Below are 17,917 nucleotides of genomic sequence, written 5' to 3' on the forward strand. Positions count from 1 at the left end.
GCGAAGGGGCCCTCCCGGGATCGGCGTCCCGGGAGGGCCCCTCTGCGGCGGTTCTCAGCCTTCCGTCGCCGGAGCGTCCTCCCCGCCCGCGCCTTCGACGTCCTTCGGCGCCTCGTCGGCCTTCGTCGGGGTGCCGGCTTTCGCACCGCGGGACTTCGGCGGGGCGACGTGCTTCGCCGCTGCGGCGTCCACGTCCACGATGTCGGGGGCTTCCAGCCGGATGCGGTCGGCCGACTCGTCGTCGGGCTGCAGCTGGCTGGCCCGCTCGGCCTCGACCCGCTGGAGGTAGGTCTTCACCTCGCGCTCCTCACGCGCCTTGTCCCAGCCGAGCACGCGTGCGAGCAGGGATGCCGCGACCGGCGCGGCCGAGACGCCGCGGTCCCAGGCCTCGATCGAGATGCGCGTTCGGCGGGCGAGCACGTCCTCCAGGTGCAGCGCACCCTCATGGCTCGCCGCGTAGACGACCTCCGCGCCGACGTAGTCGTCGGCTCCGGGCAGCGGATCCGCGAGAGACGGGTCCTCGCGGATGAGCGCCAGGATGTCCTCGGCGAAGGTGCCGTAGCGGTTGAGCAGGTGCTCGATCCGCGCGACGTGCAGGCCGGACTCCTTCGCGATGCGGTGGCGGCGGTTCCAGGCGGCCTGGTAGCCCTCCGCGCCGACGAGCGCGATCTCCATCGTGGTGGAGGCGGGGATCTTGCCGTCGAGCGCGCTGACCGCGGAGTCGACCGCGTCCTTCGCCATCACGCGGTACGTGGTCCACTTGCCGCCGGCGATCACGACGAGTCCCGGCACCGAGTGGGCGACCAGGTGCTCGCGCGACAGCTTCGACGTCTGCTCCGACTCGCCCGCGAGCAGCGGCCGGAGGCCGGCGTAGACGCCCTCGACGTCCTCGCGGGTCAGCGGCACGTTCAGCACCTCGTTGACGTGCGCGAGCAGGTAGTCGATGTCCGCAGCCGTCGCAGCCGGGTGCGCCTTGTCGAGGTGCCAGTCGGTGTCCGTCGTGCCGATGAGCCAGTGGCGGCCCCACGGGATGACGAACAGCACGCTCTTCTCGGTGCGGAGGAGCAGGCCCATCTTCGACTGGAAGCGGTCCCGCGGCACGACGAGGTGGATGCCCTTGGACGCGCGCACCTTGAACTGGCCGCGCTCTCCGACCATCGACTGGGTGTCGTCCGTCCACACGCCGGTCGCGTTGACGACCTGCTTCGCCCGGATGTCGAACCGCTCGTCGGTCTCGAGGTCGTGCGCCCGCACGCCGACGACCCGTTCGCCGACCTTGATGAAGCCCTCGACGCGGACGCGGGAGGCGACGTGCGCGCCGTAGTGCGCGGCTGTGCGGACCAGGTTGGCGACGTACCGGGCGTCGTCCACCTGCGCGTCGTAGTACGTGATGCCGCCGACCAGCGCGTCCTTGTTCATCGACGGGATGGCGTTGAGCACCTGGCGCTTGCTCAGGTGCCGGTGGTGCGGCACGCCCGGGGGACGGCCTCCCGTGTACGAGAAGATGTCGTAGAGCATCATCCCGGCGCCGATGTAGAAGCGCTCCCAGACCCGCTTGTGCAGCGGGTAGAGAAACCGGACCGGCTTCACGAGGTGCGGAGCGATGCGCTGCAGCAGCAGACCGCGCTCGATCAGCGCCTCCCGCACCAGGCGGAAGTCGAGCTGTTCGAGGTAGCGGATGCCGCCGTGGACGAGCTTCGACGACCGGCTGGAGGTTCCGGACGCGAAGTCGCGCGCCTCCAGCAGCCCGACGCTCAGTCCGCGGGTCGCCGCGTCGACCGCGGACCCTGCGCCGACGATGCCGCCGCCCACGACCAGGATGTCGAGCTCGGTGTCCTTCAGCGCCGCGATCGCCGCCGCCCGCTCCGCCGGCCCGAGGCGCGACGGATAGGTCACAGCCGGGTTGGAGGCGGGGGTGGCGTGCCTGTCGCCGCCCGGAGCCGATTGCGTATCCGTCATCGTTCTCTCCTCCCCCGGCCGCCATCGGCCGGCGTGTTGTCCTACTGCGTTCGGTAGGGCGCGACGACCACCTCGACGCGCTGGAACTCCTTCAAGTCCGAGTATCCCGTCGTGGCCATGCTTCTCCGCAAGGCTCCCACGAGATTCGCAGAGCCCTCCGCGACCGGAGCCGGACCGTACAGGATCTCCTCGAGCGGGGCGATCTGGCCGACCGCGACGCGGTTTCCGCGCGGCAACTGCGAGTGGTGCGCCTCGGCGCCCCAGTGCCAGCCGCCGCCGGGAGCGTCCGTCGCGCGGGCCAGCGTGGTGCCGAGCATGACCGCGTCGGCGCCGCAGGCGATCGCCTTGACGATGTCGCCGGAGCTGCCCAGGCCGCCGTCGGCGATGACGTGCACGTAACGGCCGCCGGACTCGTCCATGTAGTCGCGGCGCGCGCCGGCGACGTCGGCCACGGCGGTGGCCATGGGCGCGTGGATGCCGAGGGTCGAGCGGGTGGTGGAGGCGGCTCCCCCGCCGAAGCCGACGAGCACGCCCGCGGCGCCGGTGCGCATCAGGTGCAGTGCCGCGGTGTAAGTGGCGGCGCCGCCGACGATGACCGGCACATCCAGCTCGTAGATGAACTTCTTGAGGTTGAGGGGTTCGACGTTCTTCGAGACGTGCTCGGCGGACACGGTGGTGCCGCGGATGACGAACAGGTCGACGCCGGCCTCGACCACGGTCTGGTACAGCTCCTGCGTGCGCTGCGGCGAGAGCGCGCCGGCGACGGTGACGCCGCCCTCGCGGATCTCGGCGAGACGGCGGGTGACCAGCTCAGGCTTGATCGGCTCGGCGTAGATCTCCTGCATGCGGGCGGTCGCGCGCTCGGCGGGCAGCTCGCGGATCTCGGCGAGCAGCGGCTCCGGATCCTCGTAGCGGGTCCACACGCCCTCGAGGTCGAGGACACCGACGCCTCCCAGCTGGCCCATCATGATGGCCGTCGTCGGCGACACGACGGAGTCCATGGGCGCGGCGAGGAACGGGATGTCGAACTGGTACGCGTCGATGGTCCAGGAGACCGAGACGTCCTCGGGGTCGCGGGTGCGACGGCTCGGAACCACCGCGACGTCGTCGAAGGCGTACACACGGCGGGCGCGCTTGGCGCGCCCGATCTCGATCTCCATACTCACGCGCTTCAGTCTAGGCCGCGCAGCCGGGTGGGCCAGTGCCGGGTGGAGTGGGACAGTGGTCGGGTGAAGGTCGAAGCCGAACCACTCAGCCGACTCCGCCAGCGCACGAGCGAGAAGTGGCGGGCGTATCCCGACGACGTGCTGCCGCTCTTCGTTGCGGAGATGGACTACCCCCTGGCCCCGCCGATCGCCGAGGCGCTGCACGCCGCGGTCGACCGCAGCGACACCGGGTACATCGGCCCGGACGACCGGACGCAGCGCGCGTTCGCCGGGTTCGCGCAGCGGCACTGGGGCTGGGAGGTCGACCCGGCGCGGACGCGGACCACCACCGACGTCGGCGTCGTGATCGTGGAGTCGCTGCGCGCGCTCATCCGGCCGGGCGACCGCGTGGTCATCACGCCGCCGGTGTATCCGCCGTTCTACGACTTCATCCCCGAGGCGGGCGGGGTCGTGGAGGAGGTGCCGCTGCTCTCGGGAGGGACGGACGGCGCCGGCTGGGCGCTCGACCTCGACGGCCTGGAGCGGGCGTTCGCCGGCGGCGCGACGGCGTTCCTGCTCTGCAACCCGCACAACCCGCTCGGGCTGGTGCATCCGCGCGCGGAGCTCGAAGCCGTGGCGGCGCTCGCGGCTCACCACGGCGTCCACGTCGTGAGCGACGAGGTGCACGCGCCGCTGACCCACCGGGAGGCGACGTTCACCCCGTTCCTGTCCGTGTCGGATGAGGCCCGGCAGGTCGGCATCGCCGCCCATGCCGCGACGAAGGCGTGGAACCTCGCGGGCCTCAAGTGCGCCCTCTTCGTGACCGCTTCTCCCGAGCAGGCGGAGCGCATCCACGCGCTGCCGATCGAGGTGGAGGTGCGCACCAGCCTGTTCGGACGCATCGCCACCGAGGCCGCATACGCCTCCGGCGAGGAGTGGCTGGAGGGGGCGCTCACCGCGATCGAGACGAACCGGGCGCTCCTGTCGGTGTTGCTGACCGACCGACTTCCGCGAGTCGGCTACCGCGAGCCGCACGCGAGCTACCTGGCGTGGCTGGACTTCCGGCAGCTCGGCTGGGGCGACGACCCCGCTGCACGCATCCTCGAGGAGGCGCGCGTCGCGGTGAACCCCGGCACGGACTTCGGCGCGAACGGCGCCGGCTTCGTCCGGCTCAACCTCGCGTGCTCGCCCGACGTGCTGACGGATGCGATCGACCGGATCGCCGAGCTGACTCGCCGCTGAGGCGTTGGGCCGGCTGCACGGTCGGTGGCCGTCGCTATCGTGGCGGGATGACCATCGACGAGTTCCGCATCCACGTGCCCGACGAGACGTTGAACGACCTGCGCGAACGGCTCGCCCGCACCCGCTACCTGTCCGCGCCCGGTCGTCGGGGATGGGAGGGCGGCCTCGGCGGCGAACGCCTGCGGGAGCTCGTGGAGGGCTGGCTGGCGTTCGATTGGCGCGCGGAGGAGGCTCGGCTCGACGCGGTCGAGCAGGGGGTGGTGAAGGTCGACGGCAGCCGCATGCACTTCGCCCGTGTGCGCGGCACCGGACCCGGACCGCACACGCCGCTGCTGCTGCTCCATGGATGGCCGAGCGCGTTCGTGGAGTACCTCCCGCTGGCCGAGCGCCTGACGGACGCGTTCGACGTCGTCATCCCGTCGCTTCCCGGCTTCGTCTTCTCCGAGCTGCCCGAGCCCCCGCTGACCCGGCGTGCCATCGCCGAGAAGCTGCACGCCCTCATGGCGGCTCTCGGGTTCGACCGCTACGCCACTTTCGGCGGCGATATCGGGGGCGGCGCCTCGACCTGGCTCGGCGCCGATCATCCGGAGGCCCTGATCGGCGTCCAACTGCTCAACGCGCCGTTCCCCGCAGACGACACGCCCCGCGATGAGGCGGAGCGCACGTACCTGGACGCCCTTGCGGCGTATGACGAGAGCGACGGCGGCTACAGCGAGATCATGCTCACCCGACCCGACACGATCGCCGCGGCACTCGCCGACTCCCCCGCCGGACTCCTCGCCTGGATCGCCGACAAGTGGCACGACTGGGTGGACGGCGACTTCGACCGCATCGTCGACTCCGGCATCCTCTACTCGATCGCGACGCTCTACTGGGTGACGGACAGCATCGGCACCTCGTTCCAGCAGTACTACGACTACGAGCAGAACCCGCCGCGACCGCCGATCAGCGCGCCGACGGGCGTCTATCTCGCCCGCGAGCCCGGGATGTCCGGCTTCCCGCGTTCGCTCGCCGAGCGCGCCGCGATCGACCTGCGCACGTTCGTGGTGGCTCCTGCCGGTGGCCACTTCGCCGGCTTCGAGCGTCCGGATGAGACCGCGGCGGCCATCCGTGCGTTCCACGCCCTTCTCGCCCAACAGACCGGCAGCCCGTCAGCGCGATGAGGACTCGGACCGCCCGCTTCGTCCGCCTTAACCTCGCGTGCTCGCCCGAGGTGCTGACGGATGCGATCGACCGGATCGCCGACGTCGCGCGGCGGGGCTGAACAGCCTCCACAGCACCACCGCGACCAGGGCCACCGCGATTGCGACCGCGAGGGACGACCAGACCCAGGAGTTCGCGACCGGGATCGGCCGGGGCAGCACCACCTCGAACGCGACGGCCGCGGTGGTCGGACCTCCGCCGCCTGCGGCCTGCGCAACGGTCAGGCCCGCGCGGCCGGCGGGCAGCGTCGCGGTGGTGAGCGACCAGGCGCCCGCCGCATCCACGGTCGTCGTCCCGACCACACGGCCCCCCGAGCCGGTCACCGTCACCGTCGCACCCGGCTCGCCGGTGCCCGCCACTGTGGGGGTGGAGGTGCCCACGGTCGACGAGGCGGCGGGCGACGTCACCGCCACCGGGATGACGTGCGACACCTGGGCGAGGTAGCCGGCGAAGACACCGATGGCCGCGTCGCGCTGAGCCGTCAGGTCGGAGAGACCGCGGTCGTACTCCAGGAAGGAGATGTACGTGTTGGAGGTGTAGGCCGACGTCACCGCGGCACGCAGGTCGGTCTGCGTGCGGGGCGTCGACGGGAAGCGGTTGGTGAGGAAGCCGTCGACGCGCTTCCGCTCCGTGAGCCCCGAGAAGTACGCGGTCAGCAGGTCCGCGTACGGCGTCTGCGGGTCAGCCGCGCGGAGAGCGGTGAGGTTGACGGCGTCGAGGTCGGCCCAGAGGTCTTCTGTGGAGAAGCCTCCGTTCGGGTTGCCGAAGTCGGCGGCGGCAGCAGCCTGCACAGCCGCCGGTCCACCCGCGACGGACCGGATGTCGGTCATCAGGTCGGTGATGTCGCCGGCGAACCCGCCGAGGTCGGCCGCGGGGGACTTCGGCGGCGTACCGAGGCTCATCGTGGCGAACATGTGCACCGCGTCCGTGACCTCGCCGTTCGGCAAGGTCACCTGACGCAGCTGCTTCAGGTCGGACGCCGACGTCCCGTTGCGGTCGTCCTGCTCCGCGACGTACGACTCGAAGGACAGATCCCGCCGGCCGCCCAGAGTCTCCCAGCGGAAGTCGTCGTAGGCGGGATTCGCGGTCCTGATGTAGACCAGGACCAGTTCGTCCACGGCGTCGCCCGGGTTCGCGGACGCGTACTGCCGGGCGTAGGTCTCCAGCGGTCCGATGTCGTCGATCAGCTCACGGAACGACACGGAGGGTGCGGCCGCCGCCGGACCCGCGACAGTACCGGCCAGGACGAGCCCGGCCAGTACTGCGGCGAGGTGTTTGACGGTCAATCGGGTCGCTTTCGGGTAGGCGGCCGCTGGGCCGGCTCAGCGACGGTAGTTGGGCGCCTCCACGACCATCTGGATGTCGTGCGGGTGGGACTCCTTGAGCCCGGCCGCCGTGATGCGGACGAACTTGCCGTTCGACTTGAGCTCCGGGATGGTGCGCGCACCGACGTAGAACATCGACTGGCGGAGGCCGCCGACCAGCTGGTACGCGACGGCGGAGAGCGGTCCGCGGAACGGCACCTGCCCTTCGATGCCCTCGGCGATCAGCTGCTCGTCGCTGGGCACATCCGCCTGGAAGTAGCGGTCGCGCGAGTACGAGGTCTTCTTGCCGCGGGTCTGGAGGGCGCCGAGCGACCCCATGCCGCGGTAGTTCTTGAACTGCTTGCCGTTGACGAAGACGAGCTCGCCTGGCGACTCGGAGGTTCCGGCCAGCAGCGAGCCCAGCATGACGCTGTCCGCGCCGGCGACGAGCGCCTTGGCGATGTCGCCCGAGTACTGGAGGCCGCCGTCCGCGATGAGCGGGACGTTCGCCTCGCGCGCCGCGAGGGACGCCTCGTACACGGCGGTCACCTGCGGCACGCCGACACCGGCGACGACGCGGGTGGTGCAGATGGAGCCGGGGCCCACGCCGACCTTGATGGCGTCGGCTCCTGCGTCGATGAGCGCCTGCGCGCCGGAGCGGGTCGCCACGTTGCCGCCGATCACGTCGACGTGCGACGCGCGCGGCTCGGCCTTGAGGCGGCGGATGATGTCGAGCACGCCGGCGCTGTCGCCGTTGGCCGTGTCGACCACGATGACGTCCACGCCCGCGTCGACCAGGGTCATCGCGCGGTCCCAGGCGTCGCCGAAGAAGCCGATCGCGGCGCCGACGCGCAGACGGCCTTCGTCGTCCTTCGTGGCGTCCGGGTACTTCTCGCTCTTGTCGAAGTCCTTGACGGTGATGAGGCCGCGGAGCTTGCCGTCGGCGTCCACCAGCGGCAGCTTCTCGATCTTGTGCTCGGCGAAGATGGCGACCGCGGAGTCCGGGTCGATGCCCACCGGCGCGGTGATCAGCGGCTGGCGGGTCATCACGTCGCGGACCTTGGTCGTCGACCGCTCGAACGGCGAGACGAAGCGCATGTCGCGGTTGGTGATGATGCCGACGAGGGTGCCGTCCGGCTCGACTACCGGGAGGCCGCTCACGCGGAACTGGCCGCACAGCGCATCCACCTCTTCGACGGTCGCGTCGGGGGTCGTGGTGACCGGGTTGGTGATCATGCCCGACTCTGAGCGCTTCACCTTGTCGACGTGCGACGCCTGATCCTCGATCGAGAGGTTGCGGTGGATGATGCCGATGCCGCCCTGGCGCGCCATGGCGACCGCCATGCGCGACTCGGTGACGGTGTCCATCGCACTCGACAGCAGCGGAGTGGCCATCGAGATGCGCTTGGTCAGGCGAGTCGAGGTGTCCGCCTCGCTCGGGATGACGTCCGTGTGCCCGGGGAGCAGCATGACGTCGTCGTAGGTCAAACCGATGAAACCGAACGGATCGGGCTGATCCATTTCACCCCTATCAAGAAGATGCGCGACTGTGGATGCTCAATGGTAACGGCAGAACCTGAGCGGGTATTCCGTGATTCGGGGACTCAGTCGACGGTCGCGAGATCGAGCTCCGCGGCCCGCTTCCCCTGGCGCGCGGCGACGATCATGTCGACGCTGAGGATGACCAGCGCGAGCCAGACGATCGCGAAGCCCAGCCACCGCTCCGGCGGCATCGCCTCGTGCAGCACCGCGACGCCGACGACGAACTGGATGATCGGCGCGAAGTACTGGATGAAGCCCATGAACACGAGCGGGAGCCGGCGCGACGCGGCGGCGAAGAACAGCAGCGGGACGGCGGTGATGACGCCCGCGCCGACCAGCAGCACGGTGTGCCAGGGCCCGGCGGTCCCGAGCGTGAGACCGGCCGTCACGCCGACCACGATGAGCTGGATGACGGCGACGGGCGTCAGCCACATCGTCTCCAGGGTGAGGCCGGACAGCGCGTCCACGCGGCCGCCGACCCGCTTCTTGATGAGGCCGTAGAGCCCGAAGGAGAAGGCGAGGATGAGCGCGATCCACGGCACGGACCCGTAGCCCACCGCGAGCACGATGACCGCCACCACGCTCACGCCGACGGCGACCCACTGCGCGATCCGCAACCGCTCGCGCTGCACGAGGACGCCGAGGAACACCGTGACGATCGGGTTGATGAAGTAGCCGAGCGCCGCTTCGACGACGTGGCCGCTCACCGTCGCGAGGACGTAGGTCTGCCAGTTGACGTAGATCAGGACGCCGGCGAGCCCCATCGTGAGCAGGACCCGGGTGTCCCGCATCAGGGCGCCGAACTGCCGCCAGGTGCGCGTGACGGTCAGCGCGATGGCGCAGAACCCGAGCGAGAAGATGATCCGCCAGGCGACGATCTCCCACGCGCCGGCCGGGGCGAGCGCCAGGAAGTAGATCGGGAGGATGCCCCAGAGCACGTACGCCGATACCGCGTAGATCAGCCCGGAGGTGCGATGCGAGGAGAGGTCGTCTGAGGAGGATGCCACTCGTCCGACTCTACCTCCGGTCACCGCCGCGAGATTCGTGCCGAATGTGCGTTATGCGGCCCCGAAAGCGCACATTCGGCACGAATCTCGCCGGAGTTAACGACGACGGCCCGGCTGCTCAGAGCAGCCGGGCCGTTGCGAAGAGGGGTGCGTCAGCGGACGACGACCGCGAGGACGTCGCGAGCGGACAGGACCAGGTAGTCCTCGCCGCCGAACTTGACCTCGGTGCCACCGTACTTGGAGTAGATGACCTTGTCGCCGACGGCGACGTCGAGCGGGACGCGGTTGCCGTTGTCGTCGATGCGGCCCGGGCCCACGGCGACGACCTCGCCCTCCTGCGGCTTCTCCTTGGCGGTGTCGGGGATGACCAGACCGGACGCAGTGGTCTGCTCAGCCTCGACCTGCTTGATGACGATGCGATCCTCGAGCGGCTTGATGGAGACCGACACGTTGACCCCTTTCCTGTGAAGAACAGTGTCTTGACGAAGACTGATTAGCAAACTCGCACTGAGAGTGCTAACACGAGTCTAGGGGGTGCGTTAGCAGTCACGCAACGTGAGTGCCAAGCTCCGTGGAAAGGTAGCGTTGAGGCATGGAACGGTCCGAGCTGGTCGCGCTGCTGAGCCCGGAAGGGCTCCGTCTCCTCGACTCGCTGCCACCGTACCGCAGCGAGAAGGATGTGCTCCGGATCGTCAGCGACTTGCGCAAGCAGGGCCACTCGCCCGCCCTCGTCGCGGCGGTGCTCACGCAGTCCAAACTCCGCCGCAAGGCGCAGGCGAAGTTCGGCGACTTCGCGTCCAGCATGCTGTTCACCGAGGCCGGACTGGAGCAGGCGACGCGCCTCCCGGTGGCCGCCCGCCACGCCGGCCGTTTCCGCGCAGCGGGCCTGGGCCGCGTCGCCGACCTCGGATGCGGCATCGGCGGCGACGCCCTCGCGCTCGCCGCCCTCGAGCTCGAGGTGACCGCGGTGGATGCGGACGAGGTGACCGCGGCCATCGCCTCCTTCAACCTGGCCCCCTTCCCGACCGCGACGGTCGAGCAGAGGCGCGCCGAGGACGTCGACCTCCGCGCGATCGACGGCGTCTTCCTGGACCCCGCCCGACGCACGGCCGGCCACACGCAGACCGAGCGGCTGGTCGACCCCGATGACTACACGCCGTCGCTCGGCTTCGCCTACGAGCTCGCGACCGGCCGGTCGGTCGGGCTCAAGCTCGGCCCCGGGTTCGACCGCGACCTCATCCCCTCCACCGCCGAAGCGCAGTGGGTCTCGGCCGACGGCCAGGTGGTCGAGCTCGGCCTGTGGTTCGGCGCGTTGGCCCGCCCGGGGATCCGCCGGGCGGCGCTGGTGCTGCGCGGCGACCAGGCCGACGAGCTCGTGGCCGACGCGGACAGCGTGGATGAGGAGACCGGCCCGCTCGGCGAGTACCTGTACGAGCCCGACGGCGCGGTCATCCGCGCGCGCCTGATCGGCGACTTGGCCCGGCGCCTCGGCGGGCGGATGCTCTCCGAGCAGATCGCCTACGTCACCGCCGATGCGCCCGTCGAGACGCCGTTCGCCTCCGGCTTCCGCATCCTGGAGACGCTTCCGGCGGGCGAGAAGGACCTGAGACGTGCGTTGCGACAGCGCGGCATCGGCACGCTGGAGATCAAGAAGCGGGGCGTGGACGTCGATCCGGCGGCCCTGCGGAAGCGTCTGGCGCTGAACGGCGACCGCCCGGCGACCCTGATCCTCACCAGGGTGGCCGGGCGGCACACGGCGCTCCTCGCCGAGCGGATCTAGGCCGCCCGGCGCTGCGCGTTCAGTAGGTGTTGTAGTTCGCGAGGCTCGCGAAGACGATCGCCAGGATGATCCAGTAGATGATCGCGATGGCGATGCTCACGAAGCCCAGGATGATGCCGGTCAGCCAGAAGCCGCGGGCCTGCGGCTCCTTGTTCCTGCCGATGAAGCCGAGCACCACCGCGGCGACGCCGAACAGGAAGCCGATGCCCCAGACCAGGTTGATCAGGAGGCCGACGATGCCGCCGATGAGCGACAGGATGCTGAGGATGGGCGACTTCGCGGCCGGCTGCCCGTACGGCTGCGTGTAGCCCGGAGCGGGCTGGCCGTAGGCGGGCTGGGCGCCGTAGGGCTGCCCCGGCTGCTGGCCGTAGGGCTGCTGGCCATACGGCTGCTGGCCGTATCCCGGCGCGGGCGGCTGCTGGCCGTATCCCGGGGCCGGCGGCTGCTGGCCGTATCCCGGAGCGGGCGGCGGCACAGCACCGGTGTCACCCGCGGGTGCCGCGGGCGGAGTCGGAGGCGGCGGAGGGACCGAGCCATTCTGCGTGTTCGGGTCCACCGGGTCGGTGGGGGCGTTCGGATCGGTCATGAGACCCATCTCCTTCATCGTGGAGGCTCTGGTGATCCAGCGACTCCGCGGAAGTCGCCTTCCTGAGAGAACGCTGTATCCCTCCATCGTGGCAGGGCCCGCGCAGGGGTGTCAACGCACGTCTCAGCGCGTGACCTGGATCTCCGTGACCGGCAGCGTGGAGTCGGCCGAGAAGGTCAGCTCGCTCGGCGCGTGCCCCGCCTGGATCAGCTGGGCCCCGAGTGCGGCGATCATCGCGCCGTTGTCCGTGCACAGCGAGAGCGCCGGGATGCGGAGTGCGACGCCGGCCTCCGCCGCGCGCTGGACCGCGAGCTGCCGCACGCGCGCGTTGGCGACGACACCGCCGCCCAGCAGCAACCGGGGGACGTCGTGGTCGCGGCAGGCATTGAGCGCCTTCGTGATGAGCACGTCCACGACGGCCTCGCGGAAGGACGCGGCCACGTCGGCGACCGGCACGCCCTCGCCCGCGTCCTGGCGCTGCTCCACCCAGCGCGCCACGGCCGTCTTGAGACCGGAGAACGAGAAATCGTAGCGGTGCTTCTCAAGGTCCTTCGGGCGGGTCAGCCCGCGCGGGAAGCGGATGGCGGTCGGGTCGCCGTCCGCCGCGACCCGGTCGATCTGCGGGCCGCCGGGATACGGCAGGCCGAGCACGCGCGCGACCTTGTCGAACGCCTCCCCGGCCGCGTCGTCGATGGTCTCGCCCAGGAGCTCCACATCCGACACCAGGTCGCGCACCAGCAGCAGGGAGGTGTGACCGCCCGAGACGAGCAGGGCGATGGTCGGCAGCTCGACGGGGTGCCCGGGGCCGCCGGACGCGTCGAGCAGGTCGGCGCCGACGTGGCCGACCAGGTGGTTGACCGCGTAGAGCGGCTTGCCCAACGACACGGCGAGGGCCTTCGCCGCGCCGACGCCGACCATCAGTGCGCCGGAGAGCCCCGGCCCGCTGGTGACGGCGATCGCGTCCACGTCGGCCAGCTCGATGCCCGCGTCCGCGACCGCGGTGCGCAGGGTCGGCTCCAGCGCCTCCAGGTGGGCCCGCGCCGCGACCTCGGGCACGACGCCGCCGTACCGCGCGTGCTCCTCCATCGACGACGCGATCGTGTTGGAGAGCAGCGTGGTGCCGCGGACGATGCCGACGCCGGTCTCGTCGCAGGAGGTCTCGATGCCGAGGACGAGCGGCCCGTCGGCGGGTGTGACGGAGGTCATGCGATGGTCGTCTCCGGGGTCGGGACGGTGAGGCGCATCACGAGGGCGTCCACTCCGTCCGGCTGGTAGTACTTCGGGCGCACGCCGATCTCCTCGAATCCGAGGGCACGGTACAGCGTCTGGGCTCCCGGGTTGTCGGCGCGCACCTCCAGGAACACCTCGCGCGCGCCGCGGTTGCGCGCCTCGCCGATGAGGGCGAGCATCAGCGCGCGTCCGAGTCCTCGGCGACGGGCGTGCGGCGCCACCGCGATGGTCTGGATGTCGCCCTCGCCTCCCCCGCGCGGCGCCAGCAGCCCGGCGTACGCGTCGATCCGCTCCGGCGTCTCCGGCTCGAAGGCGACCAGGTAGTACCCGTGCTCGCCGGTCACCTCCGAGAGCATGGAGCGCTCCGACCAGGCGTCGGTGACGAAGACCGAGCGCTCCAGCTCCATGATCGCCGGAACATCGGCGGCCTGTGCGCGCCGCAGCTGGTACGCGGTCATGCGGTCACCCGCTTCGGTCCGGCCGAGAGGGTGACATCGGGCGAGCGCAGGTAGAGGGCGTCGTCGGCATCCATCGGGAGCCTGTTCGCGTAGCGGAGTTCGGCGAGCATCCCGAGCCGGCCGGCGGGTACCACGTCGGTCTCGATGCGCGGGACCTCGGGATGCGGCAGGTCGTCGGGCTTGGCGAGGCCGGGGCCGTCGAGGCGGATCGGGAGCCCGAGGTCGTCGGCTCCGGAGTACGCGGTCCAGTAGCGTTCGCGCCGGCGGGCGTCCGTCACCACCAGCAGCGGACCGTTCGCCCCGACGGCGTACTGCTCGTAGGCGATCGCGTCGTGGCTCACCACCGGGACCAGCGGCTTGCCCGCGCCGATCGCGAACGCCTTCGCGGCGGCGATCCCGACGCGCAGACCCGTGAAGGGGCCGGGACCCATCCCGGCGACGACGCCGGACAGTGCACGCACCTCGACACCCGCGACCCGCAGCGCCTCGTCGATGAGCGTGCCGATCACCTCGGCGTGGCGCATGGTGTCGGTCTCGATCACCTCGGAGATGACGCCGGCGTCCAGGTCGACCACCGCGACGCTCGTTCCGGCGGAGGTGTCGATGGCGAGGAGCATGCGTCCAGCCTAAGCGGGATCGACGGCCCAGCGCGGGCCGAAGCCGGTGATCGTGACCGTGCGGGGCTCGTCCACCTCGTCGTCGTCGCCCGCCACTTCGGACCCTTCGTCGGCGCCGGTCGGCCGCTCGATCGCGACCTCCAGCCACGACTCGGCGACGCCGTCGAGCATCCCGCTCCCCCACTCCACGACGACCACCGAGCCGGCGAAGTCGATATCGAGGTCGTCGAGTTCCAGCGCGCTCGAGAGGCGGTACGCATCCACGTGCACGAGGGGCGCGCCGCCGGAGAGGGCGGGATGCGTCCGTGCGAGCACGAAGGTGGGGCTGGTCACCGGGCCACGCACGTCCAGTCCCTCGCCGATGCCGCGCGTCAGCGTGGTCTTCCCCGCGCCGAGCGGGCCGGAGAGCACGACCAGGTCGCCCGCCCGGAGCACGCCCGCGAGCTCCAGACCGAGCGCGTGCATGTCGTCCGCCGTGGCGATCCGACGGGTGGCGGGCAGGGCGAGTGCGCTCACCGCGGCCCTCCCACGAACGTCCGCTTCAGGCGGCCTCCCAGCCGCGTGACGATCTCGTAGTTGATCGTCCCGGCCGCGTCCGCCCAGTCGTCGGCTCCGGGGACGCCGGTCGCCGGGTCGCCGAACAGCACGACCTCGTCGCCGACCTGCACGTCGAGGTCGCCGACATCGACCACGAACTGGTCCATGGCGACGCGTCCGCTGATGCGGAAGGTCCGGCCGCCGATCGACACCGGGCCGGCGTTGGACGCGTGGCGCGGGATCCCCTCGGCGTACCCGAGCGGAACGAGCGCAAGGGTCGTCTCGCCGGTCGTGCGGTAGGTGTAGTCGTACGAGACGCCCTTTCCGGCGGGCACCCGGCGCACCGCCGCGACCCGGCCGCGCAGCGTCATCGCGGGACGCAGCCCCAGCTCCGCGCCCGCCCCGCCGCCGAACGGCGACAGCCCGTAGATCGCGATGCCGAGCCGCACCAGGTCGTACCGTGCATCCGGCAGAGTGAGCGCGGCGGCGCTGGCCGCGATGTGACGCAGCTCGGGCTCGAGGCCGGCCGCGGCCGCCCGGGCGAGCGCCCGCTCGAACACGGCGACGGCCGCGCGGTCGTCCTCGGGCGACGCGTTGGACAGGTGCGAGAAGATCCCGCGCACGACGACCGTGCCGTCCGTCTCCAGCTCGCGCGCCCGCACGAACACCGCGTCCCAGTCGTCCTCGGCGATGCCGTTCCGGCTGAGGCCGGTCTCGACCTTCAGCTGCACGTGCACCGGAACGTCGGTCGCCACGGCCGCTCGGGCCGCGGATTCCAACTGCCGCAACGACGACAAGCCCAGGTCGATCCCGGCCTGCGCGGCAGCGGCGAAGTCCTCATCCGGGTCGTGCAGCCACGCCAGCACCGGGGCGTCGATCCCTGCGTCGCGCAGCGCCAGCCCCTCGGCGATCTCGGCCACACCGAGCCAGTCGGCGCCACCGGCGAGCGCCGCGCGGGCACTCTCCACCGCGCCGTGCCCGTACGCGTCCGCCTTGACGACCGCCATCACGTGCGGCGTGCCCACGACCTCGCGGAGGCGCACGACGTTCGCGGTCACCGCGTCCAGATCGACGACCCGCTCGCGGAGCTCGGTCACGGCGCGCACTCCGTCACGACGAACGCCGTCGCGACCCCCGCGTCGTGCGTCATGGACACGTGGATGCGGACGATGCCGCGTTCGCGTACCTGCGCCTCGACCACGTTGTGCAGCACGAAACCGGGGTTCCTCTCCTCGTCGGGGACGATCTCCATGTCGTGCCAGCGCACGCCTTCGGAGCCCCCCAGCGCCTTGATCAGCGCCTCCTTCGCCGCGAACCGCGCGGCGAGGGAGTGCACCGGAAGCGGCCGCTCCGCCTCGGTGAACAGCCGCTCGCGCAGCTTCGGGGTGCGCGCGATCGACCGCTCGAAGCGGGCCAGATCGACGACGTCGACCCCGATGCCGGCGATCACGGCGTCACTCCACGGTGACGGACTTGGCCAGGTTGCGCGGCTGGTCGACGTCGAGTCCCTTCGCGGCGGACAGTTCCATCGCGAAGATCTGCAGCGGGATGACGGCCAGCAGCGGCTCGAACAGCGGAGCGGCCAGCGGGATGCGGATGACCTCGTCGGCGAACGGCAGCACCGCGGCGTCGCCGGCCTCGGCGATTGCGATGACGCGGGCACCGCGGGCGCGGATCTCCTGGATGTTCGACACGACCTTCTTGTGCAGCTCGTCCGACCAGCGCGGGCTCGGCACCACCACGAAGACCGGCTGACCCGGCTCGATCAGTGCGATCGGGCCGTGCTTGAGCTCGCCGGCGGCGAAGCCCTCGGCGTGGATGTACGCGAGCTCCTTGAGCTTCAGCGCACCCTCCAGCGCGATCGGGTAGCCGACGTGACGGCCGAGGAACAGCACCGAGCGGGTGTCCGACATCCACTTGGCCAGCTGGGCGATGTCGGCGTGCGACTCGAGCACGGCCGCGATCTTCTCGGGCACGGCCTGGAGCTCCGCGATCGCGTCGCGCTGCTGCGCGGCGGACAGCGTGCCGCGGATGCGGGCGAGGTGCAGGCCGAAGAGGTAGAGCGCGGTGATCTGCGCGACGAACGCCTTGGTCGAGGCGACCGCGACCTCCGGGCCGGCGTGCGTGTACAGCGCCGCGTCCGATTCGCGCGGGATGGTCGCGCCCTGGGTGTTGCAGACCGAGATGGCCTTGGCGCCGCCGTCGCGGGCGTACTTGACCGCCATCAGCGTGTCCATGGTCTCGCCCGACTGGCTGATCGAGATGACCAGGGTGCCGTCGGTGAGCACCGGCTCGCGGTAGCGGAACTCGTGGCTGAGCTCGACCGTGACGGGGACGCGCGCCCACTTCTCGATCGCGTAGCTGCCGACCAGGCCGGCATAGGCAGCGGTGCCGCACGCGATGATCGTGATGCGGTCGATGCCGGCGAAGTAGTCGTCGCCCAGCGCGTCCAACTCGGGGATGTGGACCGTCTCGTGGACCAGGCGGCCGCGCAGCGTGTTGGCCACGGCATCCGGCTCCTCGGCGATCTCCTTCGCCATGAACGACGACCAGCCGCCCTTCTCGGCGGCGGACGCGTCCCAGGCGACCTCGAAGGGCTCGACCTCGACCGGCGCGCCCTCGAAGTCGGTGACCGTGACGCTGTCCGGCGTGATCGTGACGATCTGGTCCTGTCCGATCGCCATCGCGCGGCGGGTGTGCTCGACGAACGCGGCGACGTCGGAGCCGAGGAAGTTCTCGCCCTCGCCCAGGCCGATCACCAGCGGGGAGTTGCGGCGTGCGCCGACGACGACGTGCGGCTGGTCCTGGTGCATCGCGAGCAGGGTGAACGCGCCCTCGAGGCGCGAGACGACGGACTGGAACGCCTGCGGCAGGTCGCCCGTGCGGCGGTACTCGCGGCCGAGCAGAACGGCGGCGACCTCGGTGTCCGTCTCGGATTCGAACGCGAAGCCGTCGGCCAGCAGCTCGTCCTTCAGCGTCGCGAAGTTCTCGATGATGCCGTTGTGGATGACGGCGAGGCGGCCCTCGTCGCCCAGGTGCGGGTGCGCGTTCACGTCGGTCGGACCGCCGTGCGTCGCCCACCGGGTGTGACCGATGCCGGTCTGGCCGTTCGGGATGGGGTGCTCCTGCAGGTCCTCGGTCAGCACCGAGAGCTTGCCCGCCTTCTTCGCGGTGCCCAGTTCACCGTCCGGGCCGATCACCGCGATGCCCGCCGAGTCGTAACCGCGGTACTCCAGGCGCTTCAGACCGCCGAGGAGCACCTCGAGACTCTTGTCGGTACCGACGTACCCCACGATTCCACACATGG

17 protein-coding genes are annotated in these 17,917 nt (G+C 71.1%); 3 read left to right on the top strand and 14 right to left on the bottom strand.

The genetic code is table 11. The features are described from left to right. Positions 1-54 precede the first annotated feature (54 nt). On the bottom strand, positions 55-1,896 hold the full coding sequence (locus tag AB0P25_RS03170; RefSeq protein ID WP_363806230.1) for a glycerol-3-phosphate dehydrogenase/oxidase: 1,842 nt from the start codon (positions 1,894-1,896) through the stop codon (positions 55-57). 104 nt (positions 1,897-2,000) lie between these two features. Beyond that, positions 2,001-3,119, bottom strand: a complete 1,119-nt coding sequence (locus AB0P25_RS03175; protein WP_363806231.1) for a GuaB3 family IMP dehydrogenase-related protein — start codon at positions 3,117-3,119, stop codon at positions 2,001-2,003. 69 nt (positions 3,120-3,188) lie between these two features. Here AB0P25_RS03175 and AB0P25_RS03180 point away from each other — a divergent pair, with 69 nt between their 5' ends. Together AB0P25_RS03180 and AB0P25_RS03185 are read left to right on the top strand one after the other, a co-directional pair. Continuing rightward, positions 3,189-4,346 carry an aminotransferase class I/II-fold pyridoxal phosphate-dependent enzyme gene (locus AB0P25_RS03180; RefSeq protein WP_363805354.1) on the top strand — a complete coding sequence of 386 codons (1,158 nt, stop codon included), beginning with the start codon at positions 3,189-3,191 and terminating at the stop codon, positions 4,344-4,346. 47 nt (positions 4,347-4,393) lie between these two features. Beyond that, complete coding sequence (locus AB0P25_RS03185) at positions 4,394-5,509, top strand: epoxide hydrolase family protein (protein WP_363805355.1); 1,116 nt, start codon at positions 4,394-4,396, stop codon at positions 5,507-5,509. 27 nt (positions 5,510-5,536) lie between these two features. Here AB0P25_RS03185 and AB0P25_RS03190 read toward each other — a convergent pair whose 3' ends face one another. From AB0P25_RS03190 to groES, 4 genes are all read right to left on the bottom strand, one after another. Continuing rightward, complete coding sequence (locus tag AB0P25_RS03190; protein WP_363805356.1) at positions 5,537-6,835, bottom strand: Ig-like domain-containing protein; 1,299 nt, start codon at positions 6,833-6,835, stop codon at positions 5,537-5,539. 36 nt (positions 6,836-6,871) lie between these two features. Further along, a complete protein-coding gene (gene guaB, locus AB0P25_RS03195; protein ID WP_064109747.1) occupies positions 6,872-8,374 on the bottom strand; it encodes an IMP dehydrogenase in 1,503 nt (500 codons plus the stop codon). An 83-nt stretch (positions 8,375-8,457) separates the two neighbouring features. Beyond that, on the bottom strand, positions 8,458-9,402 hold the full coding sequence (rarD, locus tag AB0P25_RS03200; RefSeq protein ID WP_363805357.1) for an EamA family transporter RarD: 945 nt from the start codon (positions 9,400-9,402) through the stop codon (positions 8,458-8,460). Positions 9,403-9,554: 152 nt separating this feature from the next. Next, positions 9,555-9,851, bottom strand: coding sequence for a co-chaperone GroES (groES, locus tag AB0P25_RS03205; RefSeq protein ID WP_055894868.1), 297 nt, complete (start codon positions 9,849-9,851; stop codon positions 9,555-9,557). A gap of 143 nt (positions 9,852-9,994) precedes the next feature. On the opposite strand from groES, the gene AB0P25_RS03210 reads away from it, so the two are divergent. Continuing rightward, positions 9,995-11,182: an SAM-dependent methyltransferase gene (locus AB0P25_RS03210; RefSeq protein ID WP_363805358.1), complete on the top strand. Its 1,188-nt coding sequence runs from the start codon at positions 9,995-9,997 to the stop codon at positions 11,180-11,182. A gap of 19 nt (positions 11,183-11,201) precedes the next feature. On the opposite strand, the gene AB0P25_RS03215 is transcribed toward AB0P25_RS03210, so the two are convergent. The 8 genes from AB0P25_RS03215 to glmS all read right to left on the bottom strand — a co-directional run bounded on the left by AB0P25_RS03215 (position 11,202) and on the right by glmS (position 17,915). Continuing rightward, positions 11,202-11,768 carry a DUF4190 domain-containing protein gene (locus tag AB0P25_RS03215; protein WP_064109750.1) on the bottom strand — a complete coding sequence of 189 codons (567 nt, stop codon included), beginning with the start codon at positions 11,766-11,768 and terminating at the stop codon, positions 11,202-11,204. Positions 11,769-11,891: 123 nt separating this feature from the next. Continuing rightward, positions 11,892-12,974, bottom strand: coding sequence for a tRNA (adenosine(37)-N6)-threonylcarbamoyltransferase complex transferase subunit TsaD (tsaD, locus tag AB0P25_RS03220; protein ID WP_363805359.1), 1,083 nt, complete (start codon positions 12,972-12,974; stop codon positions 11,892-11,894). After that, entirely contained in the window at positions 12,971-13,456 is a 486-nt protein-coding gene (gene rimI, locus AB0P25_RS03225; protein ID WP_363805360.1) for a ribosomal protein S18-alanine N-acetyltransferase, read from the bottom strand. The genes tsaD and rimI overlap by 4 nt, the downstream gene beginning before the upstream one ends. Continuing rightward, positions 13,453-14,073 carry a tRNA (adenosine(37)-N6)-threonylcarbamoyltransferase complex dimerization subunit type 1 TsaB gene (gene tsaB, locus AB0P25_RS03230; protein ID WP_363805362.1) on the bottom strand — a complete coding sequence of 207 codons (621 nt, stop codon included), beginning with the start codon at positions 14,071-14,073 and terminating at the stop codon, positions 13,453-13,455. Before tsaB ends, rimI begins: the two co-directional genes overlap by 4 nt. Positions 14,074-14,082: 9 nt before the next feature. Then, positions 14,083-14,538: a tRNA (adenosine(37)-N6)-threonylcarbamoyltransferase complex ATPase subunit type 1 TsaE gene (gene tsaE / locus AB0P25_RS03235; RefSeq protein ID WP_363806233.1), complete on the bottom strand. Its 456-nt coding sequence runs from the start codon at positions 14,536-14,538 to the stop codon at positions 14,083-14,085. 47 nt (positions 14,539-14,585) lie between these two features. After that, complete coding sequence (gene alr, locus AB0P25_RS03240; RefSeq protein ID WP_363805363.1) at positions 14,586-15,716, bottom strand: alanine racemase; 1,131 nt, start codon at positions 15,714-15,716, stop codon at positions 14,586-14,588. Then, complete coding sequence (locus AB0P25_RS03245) at positions 15,704-16,060, bottom strand: holo-ACP synthase (RefSeq protein WP_363805364.1); 357 nt, start codon at positions 16,058-16,060, stop codon at positions 15,704-15,706. Before AB0P25_RS03245 ends, alr begins: the two co-directional genes overlap by 13 nt. A 4-nt stretch (positions 16,061-16,064) precedes the next feature. After that, entirely contained in the window at positions 16,065-17,915 is a 1,851-nt protein-coding gene (glmS, locus tag AB0P25_RS03250; RefSeq protein WP_363805366.1) for a glutamine--fructose-6-phosphate transaminase (isomerizing), read from the bottom strand. Positions 17,916-17,917: the final 2 nt, after the last annotated feature.

The organism is Leifsonia sp. NPDC077715, assembly GCF_040686855.1.
Taxonomy (GTDB): Bacteria; Actinomycetota; Actinomycetes; order Actinomycetales; family Microbacteriaceae; genus Leifsonia.

Coding starts and splice junctions, on each gene's coding strand:
- AB0P25_RS03175 (WP_363806231.1), bottom strand. CDS start 3,119: ATGGAGATCGAGATCGGGCGCGCCAAGCGCGCCCGCCGTGTGTACGCC.
- AB0P25_RS03185 (WP_363805355.1), top strand. CDS start 4,394: ATGACCATCGACGAGTTCCGCATCCACGTGCCCGACGAGACGTTGAAC.
- guaB (WP_064109747.1), bottom strand. CDS start 8,374: ATGGATCAGCCCGATCCGTTCGGTTTCATCGGTTTGACCTACGACGAC.
- AB0P25_RS03210 (WP_363805358.1), top strand. CDS start 9,995: ATGGAACGGTCCGAGCTGGTCGCGCTGCTGAGCCCGGAAGGGCTCCGT.
- AB0P25_RS03215 (WP_064109750.1), bottom strand. CDS start 11,768: ATGACCGATCCGAACGCCCCCACCGACCCGGTGGACCCGAACACGCAG.
- tsaD (WP_363805359.1), bottom strand. CDS start 12,974: ATGACCTCCGTCACACCCGCCGACGGGCCGCTCGTCCTCGGCATCGAG.
- rimI (WP_363805360.1), bottom strand. CDS start 13,456: ATGACCGCGTACCAGCTGCGGCGCGCACAGGCCGCCGATGTTCCGGCG.
- tsaB (WP_363805362.1), bottom strand. CDS start 14,073: ATGCTCCTCGCCATCGACACCTCCGCCGGAACGAGCGTCGCGGTGGTC.
- tsaE (WP_363806233.1), bottom strand. CDS start 14,538: ATGCACGCGCTCGGTCTGGAGCTCGCGGGCGTGCTCCGGGCGGGCGAC.
- glmS (WP_363805366.1), bottom strand. CDS start 17,915: ATGTGTGGAATCGTGGGGTACGTCGGTACCGACAAGAGTCTCGAGGTG.